The following is an 18,853-nucleotide window of genomic DNA, read 5'->3' as shown; positions in this document are numbered from 1 at the left end:
ATTAGCCTTTACTTAGTGCATCAACAACTTTGCTACTAATATCTGAAGTTGGTTTAACGTAAATTACCGCACCACGTTGTAATACCACGTCATACTGCTCTTTTTCCGCAATTTCATTAATGGTTTTTTGTACTTCAACAAGCAGTTTATTCTGCTCTTCTCCATTGCGACGACGCATGTCTTCGTCAAGGGCTTTTCCTTTTAACTGCAGCTCAGCTTTGATTGACTCCATTTTACGCACTAGCTCAGTTTTTTGAGCATCGCTCATCAGGGCCGCATCACGTTGCTGCTTTTCTAGCATATCACGAAGCTCGTCTTGCATTTTTTGCACAGCTGCAACACGGTCGCCAAATTCAGCTTTCAATGTTTTATTAACAGCTTCGCGCTGAGGCAATTGCTCAAATACCGCTTGCATATCAACAACAGCAATTTTTTCTGCTTGAGCGGCTAATGGGGCACCTAAAAGAACCAAAACCATCATTGCGCGATTAAACATCTTTTTCAAAATAGACTCCTTCTTATTCTGCTAATTAAGCAGAGTAAACTTTATTAATTAATTTTAGAAAGTTTGACCAATATTAAATGAGAAGATTTCAGTGTCATCATCTTCATATTCCTTAATTGGCCACGCGAGGCTAAATACCATAGGCCCCATTGGCGATAGCCACTGTACACTCATACCTGCCGAAGCACGAATTCGACTCGGATCCGAGTAATCCTCTAGCTTAGCAAACTGTTCAGCCGGAAGGAATCGATATGAATCATAATCAAACTCAGTATCCCACACGTTACCGGCATCAACAAAGAAACTAGTTCGTACCGAATTAGTATACGCTTCGTCCAAGAATGGCGTTGGTACAATCATTTCAATCGTAGCTGTCGCAATTGCGTTACCACCAATAGACCGACCTTCACTGACATCGATACGGTTCGGATCGCCTGGTAGAGAACAACCATCACCCGATGGATCAGGTGAGCATGGCTCGCCACCTCGATATAGGTAGAATGAACGCGGACCTACTGAATTAGACTTAAAGCCACGCAATGAGCTGCTTCCGCCTGAATAATAGTTTTCCCAGAACGGTAGGATCTGATCATTATCATGGAACTTACCATAACCATTACCATAACCTAGGCGAGCTTTAGTTAAGAGCACAAAGCTGTGGTTACGATTTAACGGGAAATAGAAGTCAGTATTAAAATCAGTCTTAAAGTACTGAAGATCCGATCCAGGAATGGTCATCTTCGCATTAAAGCGCTGTGACGAACCAGACGATGGGAAGGTTCCGCGGTTTAATGTACGGCGTGACCAACCAATATTCATTTCAAAGTTATCGAATGCTAAGTCGGCGTTAGGGTCATCTGGATCACGATAAATGTTATAGAATCTCAGCGCTTGCTCATAAGCGGAAATTTCCGAAATACTATTGTGGCGATAACCTAACCCACCATGAATACGGTTATATTCATTGATAGGGAAGCCAGAGTTCACAGCAATACCATATGAGCTGTTTTTATAGCGTTCCAGGTTCGCCTCTTGCGCATCAAACTCATTCCAGAAAATACTACCACCTAAACTAACACCATCTTTAGTAAAGTATGGATCGGTGAAGGAGAGATTAACGTTTTTCGAATACTTGTTGGTATTTAGATTAACGCCTGCTTGGTTACCTGTACCCAAGAAGTTACTTTGCTGAACACCGAACTGCAAACTTAAGCCAGACTCAGTACCATAACCCACACCTGCGTTAAATGACCCCGAAGGCTGCTCTTTAACGTTAAAGGCTACATCAACTAAGTCATCTGTACCAGGTACCTGCACCGTTTCAGTATCAACTGTTTCGAAGTAACCCAAGCGGTTTAAGTTAGCTTTAGACAGCTCAACTTGTGCAGAGTTTAACCATGCACCTTCCATCTGGCGTAACTCACGACGCATCACTTCATCTTTAGTAACTTGGTTACCAGAGAAATTAATGCTGCGAACATAAACACGTTTACCCGGTTGAATATTGATGTTCAAGTTAACTTGTTTGTTCTCGTCATCAATCTCTGGGAATGTCGTCACTTCAGGGTAAGCATAACCAAAACGGCCTAGGTATTTGCTGTACATTTCTTCAGCAAAGGTTACGTCTGCACCGTTATACATCTCACCACTCTTAATCGGCAAGATGGCTTCCATGACTTTCTCACGGCCCATCAATTCACCCGTTAGATTAACTTCATTAACGGTGTATTGCTCACCTTCATCCACGTTAATAGTGATGTACAAGCCTTTACGATCCGGTGTCATCGCTACTTGGGTTGAAGTAACATCAAAACGAATATAGCCACGATTATGGTAGAAGGTTTTAATGGTTTCTAAGTCAGCTTGTAGCTTTTGTTTCTGATAGCGGCGCTCGCCGAAAATATCCCACCAAGCGACATAATCTTTAAGTTCAAGCATGCCGATGAGCTCAGCATCGGTAAATACCGTATTGCCGACAACATTAATTTGCTCGATTTCTGCTGCTAAACCTTCAGTGAAGTTAAATTTTAACTCAACACGGTTACGTGGCAGATTGATCACTTGCGCTTCAACTTTCGCGCCGTATTTACCTACACCGTAATAGAAGTCTTGTAGACCTTTCTCGATGCCGCTGAGCATGGTTCTGTCTAGTGACTCACCGACTTTAACACCTGAGCTGTCCAAGCTTTCTTGTAACTGCTCATCTTTAATGTCTTTGTTACCTTCAAAAGTAACCGTACTGATCGTAGGCCGCTCTTTAACGGTAACCACGAGCACATTACCGTCTCGACTAACTTCAATATGCTCAAAGTTAGTTGATGCATACAAGCTTTTAATCGCTTGCTGCAAACGTTGCTGGTCAACCGTATCACCCACCTTAATAGGCATATTCAACAGTGCCGCACCCAGTGCAACCCGTTGTAAGCCTTGAATTTGGATATCGGCTACTTCAAATGGCTGGAATGTATCGGCCCAACCGTTCCCTGATAAAGACGCACCGACTAATAACATCGAGGCAAAAAGTTTATTCAATCTCATAGAGCACTTCTAATTATTTGTGTGTCCTTGCTCAGAGTCGGGAAAAATCATTGAAAAGGGCTATACTCATCAACATTAGCAGCAAGGCTGCCCCAAATCTGAATCCAATTTCCTGTACCTTTTCTGGTACAGGCCTACCCGTAATTACTTCGATGAAGTAATAAACAAGATGCCCACCATCAAGCACTGGCAAAGGCAATAAATTAATAATGCCTAAGTTTACGCTGATTAATGCTAGGAATCCTAAAAAATAAACCAATCCATATGTTGCACTGCTTCCCGCACCTTGTGCAATAGAAATTGGACCGCTCAAATTCTTCACCGATACATCGCCGGTAAAGAGTTTGGCAATCATCTTAATGCTCACAGAGATAAGTTGCCACGTTTTATCAGCAGCAACAGCAAAAGAATCTATTAACCCATACTCTAATTGCAGCCGCATATCTTCTGGCCAATTAGCTTGAGTCGGCGCTACACCAATGACCCCTTCTTCGACACCGGAGTCGCCGCGCCGTGCTTTGGGTGTCACATCGAGTATTAATTGTTCACCGTCACGCTGCACTGTGATAGCAAGAGGCTGGTTAGGGGATGCTTTAACTAGCTCGACAAATTGATCCCAATCCTGATAGCGGGTTTGATTAACCGCCACCAGTTTATCGCCCACCTTCATGCCCGCGGCCGCGGCGGCGCCATCATCACTGACCATACCTAAAACTGGGGTAATTTCAGGTCGAAACACCTCCAAGCCAAGCGAGGTTATTGGTGACTGTTTATCGGGGTCAAACTTCCACTGACTAATATCAAGCTGATAGCTCTGCTCTTTACCATATCCACCTTTAAGTGGCGCCAAGGTCATCGCTAAGCGTTCATCACCAATATGGCTCACCAAAGCATAAGTGACCTCTTCCCAAGTACGAACTGGCTTTCCACCAACAGCCGTCACCTGCATCGGCTCGTTAACACTAATCACGGCAGCAGGGCTATCGGCTTGGGTCGACTCAATAACGGGCTTTATCGCAGGGACACCGATAAGATACATGATATAGAGCGCGAAAATGGCAAATATAAAGTTCGCCATAGGTCCAGCGCCAACAATCGCAATACGTTGCCAAACGGTTTTACGGTTAAATGCTTGTGACTTGAGCGATTCAGGCACATCATCAACTCGCTCATCGAGCATTTTGACGTATCCACCAAGGGGAATCATCGCGACAACATATTCGGTGCCATCTTGGCCTGTTTTACGCCAAATGGCCTTGCCAAAACCGATAGAAAAACGTTCGACTTTCACACCACAGCGACGCGCCACCCAAAAGTGGCCATATTCGTGTGCGGTAATCAACATACCTAAAGCGATAATGAAGGAACCTAAGTTCCATAGAAAATCAAACATCCATTTCCTTTATTACGATTAAATGAGTCCACTGACTACTTCAGCTGCGACGACACGTGCTTGTGCATCTAGCTGCATAATATCTTCAATGCTATTTAAATTAGTTTGCGGTATGCGATTTAAGCTTAACTCATTGACTTTAGCAATATCAGTAAACTTAATTGCGCCATCTAAAAACGCTGCAACAGAGATCTCGTTGGCGGCATTTAATACCGTTGTCGCTTCCTGCCCTTGCTCACAAGCATCAATAGCAAGCTTTAAACCTGGGAAACGCGCAAAGTCAGGTTCAACAAAGCTTAATTGTCCGACTTTAAAAAAGTCCAAAGGTTCAACGCCAGAACAAATTCTCTGTGGATAGGACATACAATGAGCAATCGGAGTACGCATGTCAGGCTTGCCCATTTGGGCCAATACTGAACCATCGATATACTGTACCATCGAATGAATTACGCTTTGCGGATGAATCACCACCTGGATTTGCTCGCGGTTAGCATTAAATAACCATCGCGCTTCAATATACTCAAGGCCCTTATTCATCATCGTGGCAGAATCAACTGAGATCTTGCGCCCCATAGACCAGTTGGGGTGTTTACACGCTTGATCTGGCGTTTTACTCACTAGGCTTTCAAGGGGGACTTGTAAAAATGGCCCGCCAGAGCCAGTGAGTAAGATATGAGAGATGCCAGCAGCCGTTAGGTCACAGCGCCCAATTTGGGTTTGAACGGACTCAGGTAAGCACTGAAAAATCGCATTATGTTCACTATCAACAGGTAATAGCTGAGCACCAGAGCGCTCTACCTCATCAATGAACAAACGACCAGACATCACCAGTGCTTCTTTATTTGCCAGCAGGACTTTTTTACCAGCTTTAACCGCAGCCAATGTAGCTGGTAGTCCCGCAGCTCCTACAATTGCCGCCATCACAGTATCTACTTGCGGCATAGATACAATTTGGGCCAGTTCATCGGCACCGGTAGACACAGCAACGGCTAAATGCGCAGGTAAACGCTTCTGAAGCTCAGCAGCGGCGTTAGCATCAACCATATGAGCAATGGATGGATTAAACTGTAAACACAAGTCTACCATTTTATCCACACTGCTATGGGCAACTAATGCAAACGCTTTAAAAGCGGTTGGGTTGGCCGCAACCACACTTAGGGTACTGGTTCCAATTGAACCAGTCGCACCTAAAATAACCATGTTTTGCATCTATTTACATCCAAAATGCGATATATAGGAGAGTAAAGATCGGCAGTGCAGCTGTTAGGCTATCGATTCTATCTAATACCCCACCGTGACCGGGTAAAATTGTGCCCGAATCTTTAATTTGAGCAACACGCTTAAACATACTCTCAGATAAGTCGCCTAACGCTGAAACCAAGGCGACAAATAAGGTCACCGACACGACCAATCCAAGCTCCTGCTCCGGTGACACTGTCATAACAGCATAGACAACAAGCATGGTAGTGAGCAAACCACCTAGCAAACCTTCAATGGTTTTAGCTGGGCTAACGTTAGGCATCAATTTACGCTTACCAAAGCTTTTACCCGCAAAATAAGCACCAGTATCAGCTGCCCACACCACTGTCATAACAAAAAAGATTAGCGTACCACCATAAAGAGGCATGGCAGCAGAGCTCAAAGACTTCAGTGCCACCAATGATGCAAAGCACGGCACTAAGGTAAGCTGACCAAACATTGATTTAAAGGTAGGACTGCCGCGCCAAAAGCCTGCGCTTTTTGGATAAGCGAGCACAAGCACTAATGAGATGGCCCACCACATAGCGCCGATTAAAATAATCGCTAACATGACGGGGTGTAAGTTGCCTTTGAACCACACTTCATGAGACGGCACAAATAAGTTTAACGCAACGAGTAAAAAGCCAATGGTAATAGTAAAACTCCATTGGGTAATATTACAGTTCTTATCTATGATACGTCCCCACTCTTTTGCCGCAATCATAAAGACGGCAACGAGTCCCCACGAAAAATACTGGCTAGGCACATAAAATACTGCACCTATGACTAAAGGGATTAACCAACTTGCTGTTATTATTCTTTGTTTTAGCAAAACTTTCCCTCTTAATTATTCTGCTTGTAGTGTTTCTATCTGTGTGCCGGTCAAACCAAAACGTCGCTGACGACTGGCAAAAGTATCAATGGCCTGCTTAAAAGCATGCTCATCAAAATCGGGCCATAAAATGTCCGTAAACACCAACTCAGCGTATGCCGCTTGCCACAGCACGAAGTTACTGATGCGGTAATCTCCACCCGTGCGGATCATTAAATCAACTTCAGGCTGATTTTGCATGCACAAATGCTGACTTAGCCCCTCTTCAGTGAGTTGATTGCTGCTCAATTCACCAGATTCGACTTTTTTTGCCAATGCTTGAGCTGCTTGAAGGATATCCCAACGGCCGCCGTAATTTGCTGCGACATTTAACACTAGCTTATCGTTATCCGCAGTTTTCTCCATTGCTGCAGCAATCTGCTTTTGTAATCGCTCAGAAAAGCGACTGATATCACCGATGATATTTAAGCGCACACCATTTTTATGAAGCAATTTTATTTCACGTTGCAATACCGTGAAAAACAGCTCCATTAATAGTGTCACTTCCTTATCTGGTCGACGCCAATTTTCGCTTGAAAAAGCAAACAAAGTTAACGAGCCAATACCGAGCTCTCTTGCTGTACTGACCGCTCGCCTAACCGTTTTAACACCTGCTTTATGGCCAACCACACGAGGTTTACCCTGAGCCTGCGCCCAACGACCATTGCCATCCATAATGATAGCAACGTGTTTGGGCATCGATTGTTTTACCAACTCAGCAAGACCCGCCGTTACTTTATCAGTATCTGACTGGGATTCGATTGACATCTAGTACAACCCTTAAAAATAGACAAACGCCGTGTAGTATACCCCTACACGGCGTGTTAACTCTAGTAGTGAAACAGGGAGATTAGACTTCCATCAATTCTGCTTCTTTTGCAACCAAGATTTCTTCAATCTGCTTGATGTGCGCATCAGTGAACTTTTGAATTTCGTCTTCAGTACGACGAACATCATCTTCAGTACACTCTTTCTCTTTTTCTAATGCTTTAACATCAGAGTTTGCATCACGACGAACATTACGGATAGCAACACGGCCGTTTTCAGCTTCAGCGCGAACAACTTTAATAAGGTCTTTACGACGCTCTTCTGTTAGTGCTGGTAGTGGAATGCGAATAGTGGTACCCGCAGACATAGGGTTAAGACCTAAATCTGAGCTCATAATCGCTTTTTCAACAACTGGAATCATTGTTGTATCAAATACGGTTACCGCTAATGTGCGAGAATCTTCAATAGAAACGTTACCCACTTGCTTAAGTGGCGTCATCGAACCGTAATAAGATACTTTGATTGAATCAAGCAAACTTGGGTGAGCACGACCAGTACGTACTTTAGCCATTTGAGTTTTTGTTGCTTCAACGCACTTAGCCATACGCTCTTGAGCATCTTTTTTGATTTCGTTAATCACGTTAAATATCCTTTTGATCACTCAGTATTAAATTGATATATATTCTGTATTATTCAGCACTTGGCTTTTTAATCAAAGTACCTTCATCTTCACCCATGATAACACGGCGAAGTGCGCCAGGCTTGTTCATATTGAACACTAATAGCGGCATATCGTGATCCCTTGCTAAAGTAAATGCAGCAAGATCCATCACTTTTAATTCTTTATCTAGGACTTCATCATAGCCCATACGATCATATTTTACGGCTTCAGGGTTTTTCACTGGGTCATCAGAATAAACACCATCAACCTTGGTGCCTTTTAACACCACTTCCGCTTCAATTTCAATACCACGTAAGCAGGCTGCTGAATCGGTGGTACAAAACGGGTTACCTGTGCCGGCAGCAAAAATAACCACACGGCCAGACTTCAACAAACTGATTGCTTCAGCCCAATTATAATCGTCACATACGCCCTTTAGTGGGATAGCAGACATCAAGCGAGCATTAACATAAGCACGGTGCAACGCATCACGCATTGCCAAACCATTCATCACGGTTGCGAGCATGCCCATATGGTCGCCAACAACGCGGTTCATACCAGCTGTTGCTAACCCTTCTCCTCGGAATAAGTTACCACCACCAATCACTACACCAACCTGAATACCTAGCTCGACCAGCTCTTTAACTTCTTGTGCCATACGATCAAGGACTTTAGGGTCGATACCAAAACCTTCTTCACCCATCAGTGCTTCACCACTGAGTTTTAATAGAATGCGTCGAAATGCAGGTTTAGGATTTGTGCTCATAGTTTATATTCCTAATTAGAGTCGATGAGTATCATACCAATTTTAACTGGCAAAATGCATGTTACGAATAAAAAATCGATATAACAAAACCGCAGCGATTGCTGCGGTTTTGGGGGTATCTAACAACTTAACGAATTAAGCCTTAGAAGCGGCGATTTGTGCTTCTACTTCAGCAGCGAAATCTTCTTCTTTCTTCTCGATACCTTCACCCACTTCTAGACGAATGAAGTTAGATACTGTTGCGCCTTTCTCTTTTAGAATTTCGCCAACAGTTTTCTTTGGTTCCATGATGAATGCTTGACCAGTAAGAGAGATCTCACCAGTAAACTTCTTCATACGACCAGCAACCATTTTCTTAGCAATCTCTTCAGGCTTACCTTCGTTCATTGCGATTTCAACCTGAAGTGCTTCTTCTTTTTCAACAACATCAGCTGGAACGTCGCTTGGGTTAACGAACTCAGGCTTAGAAGCAGCAACGTGCATAGCAACGTGCTTTAGAGTCTCTTCGTCAGCTTCACCAGTTACAACAACACCGATACGCTCACCGTGACGGTAAGAAGCAGCAGTTGCACCGTCGATGTACTCAACACGACGAACATTGATGTTTTCACCAATTTTAGCAACTAGCGCAACACGAGTTTCTTCAAACTGTGATTTAAGATCTTCAATAGATACTTTAGCAGCAGTTGCAGCGTCTAGTACTTCGTTAGCAAATGCTAGGAAGTTAGCGTCTTTAGCTACGAAGTCAGTTTGGCAGTTAACTTCTAGTAGTGCAGTGAAACCTTCACCGCTCTTGATAAGGATAGTACCTTCAGCAGCGATGTTACCTGCTTTTTTAGCAGCCTTCGCAGCACCACTTTTACGCATGTTGTCAATTGCAAGCTCAATGTCACCATTGGTTTCAGTTAGAGCTTTTTTACAGTCCATCATGCCAGCGCCAGTGCGGTCACGAAGTTCTTTAACTTGGGCAGCAGTAATTGCCATTGTTAAATCCTCTACAGATAATTCTACAAATTCATTTGATAAAAAACAGGGGCCTTGGGGCCCCTGTTCACCAATCATATCTTTTGGTTAATAAGGGGGGATGACAAGCATCGCGCCTTATTATTCAGCTTCTACGAAACCGTCTTGCTCAGCTTGTACAGCTAGGTCTTGACCTAGGCCAGCTTTTGCCGCAGCAGCAACTGATTCAGTGTACAAACGGATAGAACGCATCGCATCATCATTACCTGGAATGATGTAGTTGATACCGTCTGGTGAAGAGTTAGTATCAACAACAGCTACAACTGGAATACCTAGGTTGTTAGCTTCTTTAATAGCGATATGCTCGTGGTCAGCACCGATCACGAAGATAACATCAGGAAGACCGCCCATGTTCTTGATACCGCCTAGAGACTTCTCTAGCTTCTCAAGTTCACGAGTACGCATTAGCGCTTCTTTCTTAGTTAGCTTGTCAAAAGTACCGTCAACAGACTGGCTTTCAAGATCTTTTAGACGCTTGATTGATTGACGAACTGTTTTCCAGTTAGTCAACATACCGCCTAACCAGCGGTGATCAACGTAGTACTGATCACAAGAAACAGCCGCTTCTTTGATCGCTTCGCTTGCAGCACGCTTAGTACCAACAAAAAGTACTTTACCTTTTTTTGATGCAACGTTGCTGATGAACGCTAATGCTTCATTGAACATAGGCACAGTGTGCTCTAGGTTAATGATATGAACACCGTTACGAGCGCCGAAGATGAAAGGCTTCATCTTTGGGTTCCAGTAACGAGTTTGGTGACCGAAGTGAACACCGGCTTGTAGCATGTCGCGCATTGAAACTGTAGTCATTTTCTTACCTTAATTTAGGGGTTAGACCTCCACGCATCCCATATCTCCGACCAATAATTGGCACCCCGAAGAACGTGTCGATACGTGTGTGATTTAGTATTTTAAAATAGCCATGTATAATGGCCGCCATATTAACTCTAATGCATCTCAATTAAATTGAATCAGAAGAGTCAAACATAACGGCGCGCTTTATACCATATTGGTGGTCAGAACACAACTTTATGGCTTAAAATCCTCGACCGACATACCGCCTAGACAGACAAGAGTACATTGAATGAGTATTGTGATAAAAACAGCTGAAGAAATCGAAAAAATGCGAGCTGCTGGTAAGTTAGCTGCAGAAGTTTTGGAGATGATCGCCCCCCACGTCAAGCCAGGGGTCACCACCAACACACTGAACGACATTTGCGCTAAATATACTGAAGAGCAAGGCGCTATTTCGGCCCCACTTGATTATCACGGTTTCCCAAAATCAATTTGTACGTCTGTCAATGACGTTATCTGTCATGGCATTCCGAATGATACACCGTTAAAAGACGGTGACATTATCAACATAGATATCACCGTCATCAAAGATGGTTACCACGGCGACACATCAAAAATGTTCTTCGTCGGAGACGTGTCCCCAAAAAACAAACGTTTATGCCGTATCACCCAAGAAAGCTTGTATGAAGCAATTAAAAAAGTGCGCCCCGGCATGAAACTGGGTGAAATTGGTACCATTATTGAAAAATACATAAAGAGCAAGAAAACCGGTCTAGAGAAGTACACCATCGTTAAAGACTATTGCGGTCATGGTATTGGTGCCACCTTCCACGAAGAGCCTCAGGTCATGCACTATAAAAATGGCGACAAAACCGTGCTACGTCCAGGTATGTGCTTTACCATTGAACCTATGATAAATGCTGGCCGTCATACCTGCGTGCTAGATAAAGACGACGGTTGGACAGTGACAACCTCCGATGGCAAGAACTCGGCGCAATGGGAGCATACATTACTGGTCACCGAGACTGGCGTAGAAATTCTCACCTTACGTGGTGAGGAAGAGATTTCCCGCATAATCAATCAATAATCTTTTTCCAAAGGCAGCCATAAGGTTGCCTTTGTTGTTTTACAGGAACGCTAATGGAAAACGCCTTATCTGCTAAACTCTCGCTGAATGAGCTTAATCAACAACTCCTCGAACAATTTAGTAATAAAGACTCCATCACAGAGCTCGTCAGTCAACGCTGCCGTTTTGTCGATGAGGTGTTAATCAACCAATGGAAAAGCGAAGGCTTAGAGCAGCTCCCTATTTCACTGATTGCGGTTGGCGGCTATGGCCGCGGAGAGCTCCATCCCCAATCGGATATCGACCTGCTATTTTTAATCGCCCCAGATCTCAGCAAAGAAGGCGAGTCTCAACTCGGGGCTTTTATCGCTTTCCTTTGGGATGCAGGTTTAGAAGTCGGCCACAGTGTGCGTACCGTTGATGAAACCATTGAACAGGGGAAGGCTGATGTCACCATTGCCACAAACCTGCTTGAATCACGCCAGCTCATTGGCCAGCAATCACTGTTTGATGAACTTTATGACCGCATTAGACAAGCGGACTTTTGGCCGGCGAGTCAATTTTATATTGCTAAACGGGATGAGCAATTCGCCCGACACGAAAAAGCCAATGCATTTGATTTAGAGCCTAACATTAAATCGTGCCCGGGTGGTTTGCGCGATATTCATACCATTGCTTGGGTGGCAATGCGCTATTTCGATGCCTCTTGTGCCGAAGAGCTGGTCGCTCATGGTTTCCTTGAGCCTGATGAGTTAACTGAGTTATTAGAGTGCCAGTCCTTCCTTTGGCAACTCAGGTTCGCCCTGCACCTTATTTCGGGTAGAGATGAAAATCGCCTGCTGTTTGACCTACAACGCCAAGTCGCCGAGTTACTTGGCTATACCGACGATACTGAACTTGCCGTTGAGCAGATGATGCAGCGCTACTATCGCACCGTAAGACGGGTGATGGAGCTCAACCAAATGCTGTTGCAACTGTTTAAACGGGCAACACTTGGGCACACTAAAGCCCTTGAAATCAAACCTATCGACGATAACTACCAGCGCCGTGGCATCTTCATCGAAAGCCTAACGCCAAATCTGTTTGATGATGAAACCGAGTTACTCAACTTATTTCTCAATATCGCCAAAAACTCAAATATTAAAGGCATTTACGCCCCAACTCTTCGTAGTCTGCGCCGCAAACGACGAACCCTAACTTCGCCATTAATCGAATCCGCCCCATGTCGAGAATTATTTCTCGCCATATTACGTCACCCACGCGGCATTACGGCGCTGTCATTAATGCATCAACATGGCATTTTATCGGCCTATTTACCAGCTTGGCGCGAAATCGAAGGTCAGATGCAGTTTGATTTGTTTCATGCCTACACAGTTGATGAACACACCCACCGACTGTTACTCAACATTGAGCGCTTTTCTCAGCCAGAGCAAAAGGAAGAGTTTCCACTTGGCTCGGTATTGATCAATCAGCTCCCCAAAAAAGGCTTACTGGTGCTGGCTGCCATTTTCCACGATATAGGTAAAGGTCGAGGCGGCGATCATAGTAAACTTGGCGCCATCGACGCACTTGAGTTTTGTGAAAAACACGGCATGAATAAACATGACGGCCGCCTAGTCAGTTGGCTAGTAGAAAATCATTTAATCATGTCTGTCACCGCCCAACGCCGAGATATCTCTGATCCAGATGTAGTCGCCGAGTTTGCTGAAAAAGTCAGGGACGCTGTCCACCTTAGCTACCTGTATTGTTTGACCGTGGCCGATATCTGCGCCACCAATGAGAAAACCTGGAACAATTGGAAAGGCTCATTATTACGCGATCTGTATTTTTCAACACAACGAGTTTTAGCGCGCGGCAAAGAGAAGCCGGTTGATATCCGCGCTCGCGTTCGAGAGCACCAAGCAAAAGTTAAAAAAGAGCTGTTAAGACGAGGCATTAAAGAAAAAGAGTTGGAAAAACTTTGGCTCAGATTCAAAGCTGATTATTTCTTACGCCATCAACCCAACCAACTTGCTTGGCACGCTGAAGCCATTTTGAAACACAAGAGCAAAGAGGTATTAACCTTAGTGTCAAAACACACCACTCGTGGTGGTACTGAGCTATTTGTTTATAGTCCAGATAAGCCTAAGTTATTCGCCACAGTTATGGCTGTTTTAGACAACAAAAATATCAACGTCCATGATGCAACAATTATGAGTTCCAAAGATGGGTATGCCATCGACTCGTTTGTGATCCTCGAACAAGATGGCAGCCCAGTTGCCCAGCCATCAAGGATTCAAGGGATAAAAAAGGCCATCAACAAAGCCCTTTCTGGCGATACCGCAAAGCTGCCAAAATTCAGAAAACTGTCCAGACGCATGCAGCCATTTAATGTTCGAACCCAGATAAGTTTCATTCCATCGAGAAAAGCAGGCACCAGTATGATGGAATTAATCGCCTTAGATAGCCCAGGGCTACTAGCAAAAGTCGGCGATATTTTATATCGTTGTCAGGTCAAATTGTTGGCCGCGAAGATCACTACCATTGGGGAACGTGCCGAAGACTTCTTTATGCTGCAAACGGCTGAAGGTCAGCAGCTTAATGAGCAACAACAACAGCAATTGACTGAAGCGCTAATTACTGCGCTACAAAAGCCAGCAGCACAATAACAAATGTTTAATTTATCGTATTAATAGCAAAATTTGGGAGACATGAATGGAGGCTTTACGCCAACGTATAGAAGCAGCTTTTGAAGCTCGCGCAGAAATCACACCTAACACCGTTGATCCAAGCGTCCGTGCCGATGTTGAAACCGCTATCGCGATGCTTGATAAAGGTGAAGCGCGCGTAGCAGAAAAGATTGATGGTCAGTGGCATGTACATCAATGGTTAAAAAAAGCCGTGCTACTGTCGTTCCGCATATTTGATAACGGCGTGATTGATGGTGCTGAAACCAAGTATTTTGACAAAGTCCCAATGAAGTTTGCAGACTACGACGAAGCGCGCTTTAAAGAAGAAGCCATTCGCGTTGTACCACCAGCAGCGGCTCGTAAAGGTTCATACATAGGTAAAAACACCGTATTAATGCCCTCTTACGTTAATCTAGGTGCGTATGTTGATGAAGGCTCAATGGTAGATACTTGGGCAACAGTAGGATCGTGTGCACAAATTGGTAAAAACGTTCACCTATCTGGTGGCGTAGGCATCGGTGGAGTACTTGAGCCACTGCAAGCAGGCCCAACCATTATCGAAGACAACTGCTTCATTGGTGCGCGCTCTGAAATCGTAGAAGGCGTTGTCGTTGAAGAAGGCAGTGTGATTTCAATGGGTGTTTACATTGGTCAAAGTACGCGAATTTATGATCGTGAAACCGGTGAAATCCATTACGGTCGTGTACCTGCGGGCTCAGTCGTTGTTTCAGGTAACTTACCCTCAAAATGTGGCACCTATAGCCTCTATGCGGCAATTATCGTCAAGAAAGTCGATGAGAAAACCCGCGGCAAAGTCGGCATAAACGAATTACTTCGTATCGTAGACTAAGCACTAGATACAATATCGAAAAAAGCCAAGCCATCATGCTTGGCTTTTTTAATGGGGCATATCTGAATCATCAAATTGCACATGGGCATTAGCCAATATTTTCCAAGTTAAACAACCAAGCACATTATCGCCCTCTTGCACCAATAGGTAATCAACGGCTTTTTCATCTAATAAGTGAGCCGCATCTTTGACTATCATCGAGGGTTCAATACTCGGGTAATCATGGTGCATCACCTGATGTACACGACGATTTTCGATATTACGATCTATGGTTCTTTCCGCCGCCGTATCCAACAGCGGACTGTGCCACAAATCCAATAGGTTATTATCAATCACCCCAACAACGTCGCGATGGGTCTCGCTCAATACCACTGCGACTTTTACCCCAGCAGCGGTCATTTGCTCTCGGGCAATGCATAAGCTGTCGTCTAACTCAACGGCGATCACTGGCGCGAGGTTTAAATGCGACACCCGAGTGATATTATCAACCTGATGTGATGACAGTAGCTCAATGCAAATATCCACAATACCGGTGTCAAACAGGCTGCCTTTGCCTTGATTTAAAATCTCGACCAGTTTTGCCATCCCTAATGACGCACGATAGGGGCGATGGCTAAGAACTGAGTCGGCTACGTCAGCAACACCAATAATTTTGGCTTCCAATAAAATGTCGTCACCTTTTAATCCATAAGGGTAACCAGAACCGTCTAACCTTTCGTGATGTTGCAAAATCATCTCTTTAATAGGCCAAGGAAACTCAACTTCATCAATGACATCTGCGCCCTGCTGAGGATGCATTTTTACCAAGGCATATTCTTCCGCTGTCAACCTTGCAGGTTTGGTTAAAATTTGTGACGGCACCGCTAATTTACCAATATCGTGAATCAAGGCACCTAGCTTTAACCCTTCTAATCTATCCTTATCTAAACCTAACCTCTCGCCAATCAAGTAGGCAATCTGCGCCACCGACTTTTGGTGACCTGCTGTGTAAGCATCTTTTAGCTCAACAGCGTCTGATACTGCTCCTATTAGCTGCACAAGAGTATGGGCGAGCTTTTCTCGCTGTGAGCGAATCACCGCTGACTGCTTGGTTAGTACCCGCATTGACTTAGGTAGCTCAACGCAATGCCATAAAATGGATGCAAAAATGATCAATGATTTGGCATCTACTGCGGTATAAGGCTTTACTCGATTACCAACACCTATCACTCCGACAATATGGTTTCGATAGCGGATGGGCACACTCATATGACTTGTTAACTGAAAGTGTCCTTCAGGCAAACCTGTTCTATTCAATGCTGTCGCAGAATCATTATGAATAACAGCCTCTTTAGTTCGAATGCTGTCCGCCCAAATACCTGCATCACTGAGCGGTCCATGCACCATATCAGGGATTTGACAGGTCTTTAATGCGGAATCTGACCAAGCGGTCAAGGTAATTTGATCTTGTTTATCATCATATAAGTGCAAATAACCTACCTGACTGTCGGTTAAAGCGAGGGCTTGGTTGACCGCGACATTAAATACCTCATCGGGAGATGAGGTGATCACCGCTTCTATCTGCTCGAGCCACTCATCACTGGACTGAACCGCATGATCATAATCAGGGTGCAACTCCATCAACCAACGTTCGTCCAAATCCATTTCAGTGACACTGACACACCATAAATGATTATCCGCATCATAAGGAGTAAACACACCTTGCACGCCAATGCCGCTATCATTTACCCAATGAAAGGCACGACAACCGTCTGAAGGCAAGCTGATATCAACTTCAGACACATTAGAGTAGCAACGGTGTAAGTGATGATTGAGGATTTGCGAAATCGGTTTATTCACAGCATGATAGAACGCCTCGCTCAATTGTTTTACTACCAATTGCTCGTCAACAACCGCCCAAGCAACGGCAAGCGAACTGGGCAACTCCTTGGTCGTTAAAAATTGATTAAACTTCTGACGTAGCATGATAACTTCCTATGTTGCAATGCTGTTATATTAAACAATAAGTGGCAATAGCTCACAAAGCAAAGATTGCCGTCATAAACTTTGCATTATCCAAATCACTAACAAGTGAATATCTTGCGAAAATTTATAAGTCAAAAATCGCAAATTTCCCATCAATCATAATGAATGTCTCATCTCAGCCATCACCATACAAAAATGCATAAATACTCATAACCTGTGCAATAAAAATACACTCTGTAACATCTTGTCACCCGGTGAATGATTCATATCATCTCGATACAGTTGCGCACAAATCCTTTACAGCTTTTCGTATTAAATGGGGGTAGATTTGTTTCGGACCACGGATAAACCCGCTAGGAGCACGATATGAAAACACTAATTGCAACCGTCTTAATCGCCGCACCACTATCAATGTCAGTGTCAATGTCAGCCAACGCCGCCATGTCGCCACAACTGGAAAATACGCTAGTTGCCGTATGTAAGGCTGGAGCCAGTAACAAAATCTATCAACTCAATGGTACCGTCAAAGATTATCGTATTGACAAAGACCGAATTTTTCCAAGGCTAGTATGTAATGGCAAAAGCTTTCATCAGTTTGCGCTAGATAGAGGCGCAACCAAAACCGCTGCGAAAATTGCACCTTATGTAAAAGGTAATGTAACCATTAAAGATATCGCAATGCAATATGGTGAAGATCAGATTATGGCGGTAAATTACTAAGGGCAATTATCCTTTTAGCTTATTGAACCTAACACCTGTTGAGCTTTCGCTATCTCAATTTGTTTGAGTAGGACATCTAGTCAAAAGCATTGAAATCGCAAAGGAAACTTAACTTATAGCATGCTAAATAAAAAGGCACATCAATGTGCCTTTTTCTGTTATTAAAATGGCTTACCTAAAACACTACCGTCTTATTACCATACACGATCACATCCTCCTGCATCACCAGTTGCACCGCTTTACTCAGGACACTCTTCTCTACATCTCTACCACACTTGGCTAATGCTTCGGCACTATAGCTATGATCAACGGGAATCACGTCTTGCTTAATAATAGGCCCTTCATCGAGGCAGTTATTCACAAAATGAGCAGTGGCCCCGATGATCTTAACTCCTCGCTCCCAGGCTTGGCGGTATGGCTGCGCACCGACAAACGCTGGTAAAAACGAGTGATGGATATTAATGATTCTATTGGGATACTGTTCAACAAACTCTGGGGTTAAAACCCGCATATACTTAGCAAGGATGATATATTGCGGTTGATAACCATCAATCAGTTGCAACATCTTTTGTTCGTGCTGATGCCGAGTCAGGCCTTGATGGTCAACGTAATGAAATGGCACATCAAATTTGTCGGCAAGGGGTGCGAGCACATCATAGTTGCCAATGATGGCGGCTATCTCAATATCAAGCGCACCGTAATAGGACTTCATCAACAAGTCCCCTAGACAATGAGCCTCTTTCGTCACCATCACGACCACGCGTTTTTTACCCTGCTCAACCAGTCGACGGTGACTTTGTAGCGGTAAAACATTGTCAATTTGAGTTAAAAACGCGGCTTCATCAAACTTACCTTCAAGCTCGGTCCGCATAAAAAACCGACCCTGTGCATTATCCACAAACTCGCTGTTCTTAATAATATTTAAGCCATGCTCAAAACAAATACCGGTTATCTTGGTTATTAAGCCCGGTGCATCCGCACAGTCTGTGATTAATACTTTCCGCTCCATTAACACTCCACCTCA

16 protein-coding genes are annotated in these 18,853 nt (G+C 44.1%); 4 read left to right on the top strand and 12 right to left on the bottom strand.

What is annotated here, in order from left to right; all coding sequences use genetic code 11:
- Position 1: 1 nt before the first annotated feature.
- From ACHUFW_RS02400 to rpsB, 10 genes are all read right to left on the bottom strand, one after another.
- Positions 2–496 (bottom strand): OmpH/Skp family outer membrane protein, encoded by a 495-nt coding sequence (locus tag ACHUFW_RS02400; RefSeq protein WP_394200491.1) that lies wholly within the window; start codon positions 494–496, stop codon positions 2–4.
- A gap of 63 nt (positions 497–559) precedes the next feature.
- On the bottom strand, positions 560–3,043 hold the full coding sequence (bamA, locus tag ACHUFW_RS02395) for an outer membrane protein assembly factor BamA (protein ID WP_394200385.1): 2,484 nt from the start codon (positions 3,041–3,043) through the stop codon (positions 560–562).
- 31 nt (positions 3,044–3,074) lie between these two features.
- Positions 3,075–4,436 (bottom strand): sigma E protease regulator RseP, encoded by a 1,362-nt coding sequence (gene rseP / locus ACHUFW_RS02390; RefSeq protein ID WP_394200384.1) that lies wholly within the window; start codon positions 4,434–4,436, stop codon positions 3,075–3,077.
- Positions 4,437–4,454: 18 nt separating this feature from the next.
- Complete coding sequence (ispC, locus tag ACHUFW_RS02385) at positions 4,455–5,645, bottom strand: 1-deoxy-D-xylulose-5-phosphate reductoisomerase (RefSeq protein ID WP_394200383.1); 1,191 nt, start codon at positions 5,643–5,645, stop codon at positions 4,455–4,457.
- Positions 5,646–5,649: 4 nt separating this feature from the next.
- Positions 5,650–6,507, bottom strand: coding sequence for a phosphatidate cytidylyltransferase (locus ACHUFW_RS02380; RefSeq protein WP_394200382.1), 858 nt, complete (start codon positions 6,505–6,507; stop codon positions 5,650–5,652).
- 15 nt (positions 6,508–6,522) lie between these two features.
- Entirely contained in the window at positions 6,523–7,314 is a 792-nt protein-coding gene (gene uppS, locus ACHUFW_RS02375; RefSeq protein WP_394200381.1) for a polyprenyl diphosphate synthase, read from the bottom strand.
- Positions 7,315–7,396: 82 nt separating this feature from the next.
- Complete coding sequence (gene frr, locus ACHUFW_RS02370) at positions 7,397–7,954, bottom strand: ribosome recycling factor (protein ID WP_394200380.1); 558 nt, start codon at positions 7,952–7,954, stop codon at positions 7,397–7,399.
- 49 nt (positions 7,955–8,003) lie between these two features.
- A complete protein-coding gene (pyrH, locus tag ACHUFW_RS02365; RefSeq protein ID WP_394200379.1) occupies positions 8,004–8,741 on the bottom strand; it encodes a UMP kinase in 738 nt (245 codons plus the stop codon).
- 135 nt (positions 8,742–8,876) lie between these two features.
- Positions 8,877–9,725, bottom strand: a complete 849-nt coding sequence (gene tsf, locus ACHUFW_RS02360) for a translation elongation factor Ts (protein WP_394200378.1) — start codon at positions 9,723–9,725, stop codon at positions 8,877–8,879.
- A gap of 120 nt (positions 9,726–9,845) precedes the next feature.
- Positions 9,846–10,574: a 30S ribosomal protein S2 gene (gene rpsB, locus ACHUFW_RS02355; protein ID WP_394200377.1), complete on the bottom strand. Its 729-nt coding sequence runs from the start codon at positions 10,572–10,574 to the stop codon at positions 9,846–9,848.
- Positions 10,575–10,848: 274 nt separating this feature from the next.
- Between rpsB and map the strand changes: the two genes are divergently transcribed.
- The 3 genes from map to dapD are packed head-to-tail and all read left to right on the top strand — an operon-like array spanning position 10,849 to position 15,144.
- On the top strand, positions 10,849–11,646 hold the full coding sequence (gene map / locus ACHUFW_RS02350; protein ID WP_394200376.1) for a type I methionyl aminopeptidase: 798 nt from the start codon (positions 10,849–10,851) through the stop codon (positions 11,644–11,646).
- Positions 11,647–11,699: 53 nt separating this feature from the next.
- Positions 11,700–14,273 carry a bifunctional uridylyltransferase/uridylyl-removing protein GlnD gene (glnD, locus tag ACHUFW_RS02345; protein WP_394200375.1) on the top strand — a complete coding sequence of 858 codons (2,574 nt, stop codon included), beginning with the start codon at positions 11,700–11,702 and terminating at the stop codon, positions 14,271–14,273.
- Between the two features lie 46 nt (positions 14,274–14,319).
- Complete coding sequence (gene dapD, locus ACHUFW_RS02340; RefSeq protein ID WP_394200374.1) at positions 14,320–15,144, top strand: 2,3,4,5-tetrahydropyridine-2,6-dicarboxylate N-succinyltransferase; 825 nt, start codon at positions 14,320–14,322, stop codon at positions 15,142–15,144.
- Between the two features lie 48 nt (positions 15,145–15,192).
- Here the strand turns inward: dapD and ACHUFW_RS02335 are convergent, their stop codons facing one another.
- Complete coding sequence (locus tag ACHUFW_RS02335; protein WP_394200373.1) at positions 15,193–17,109, bottom strand: HD domain-containing phosphohydrolase; 1,917 nt, start codon at positions 17,107–17,109, stop codon at positions 15,193–15,195.
- Positions 17,110–17,475: 366 nt separating this feature from the next.
- Here ACHUFW_RS02335 and ACHUFW_RS02330 point away from each other — a divergent pair, with 366 nt between their 5' ends.
- A complete protein-coding gene (locus ACHUFW_RS02330; protein WP_394200372.1) occupies positions 17,476–17,829 on the top strand; it encodes a DUF3718 domain-containing protein in 354 nt (117 codons plus the stop codon).
- 175 nt (positions 17,830–18,004) lie between these two features.
- On the opposite strand, the gene purU is transcribed toward ACHUFW_RS02330, so the two are convergent.
- Entirely contained in the window at positions 18,005–18,838 is an 834-nt protein-coding gene (purU, locus tag ACHUFW_RS02325; protein ID WP_394200371.1) for a formyltetrahydrofolate deformylase, read from the bottom strand.
- Between the last annotated feature and the right edge of the window lie 15 nt (positions 18,839–18,853).

The organism is Shewanella waksmanii, from assembly GCF_043643685.1.
Lineage (GTDB): Bacteria > Pseudomonadota > Gammaproteobacteria > Enterobacterales > Shewanellaceae > Shewanella > Shewanella waksmanii_A.
This window is presented reverse-complemented; position numbering and strand designations above follow the sequence as displayed.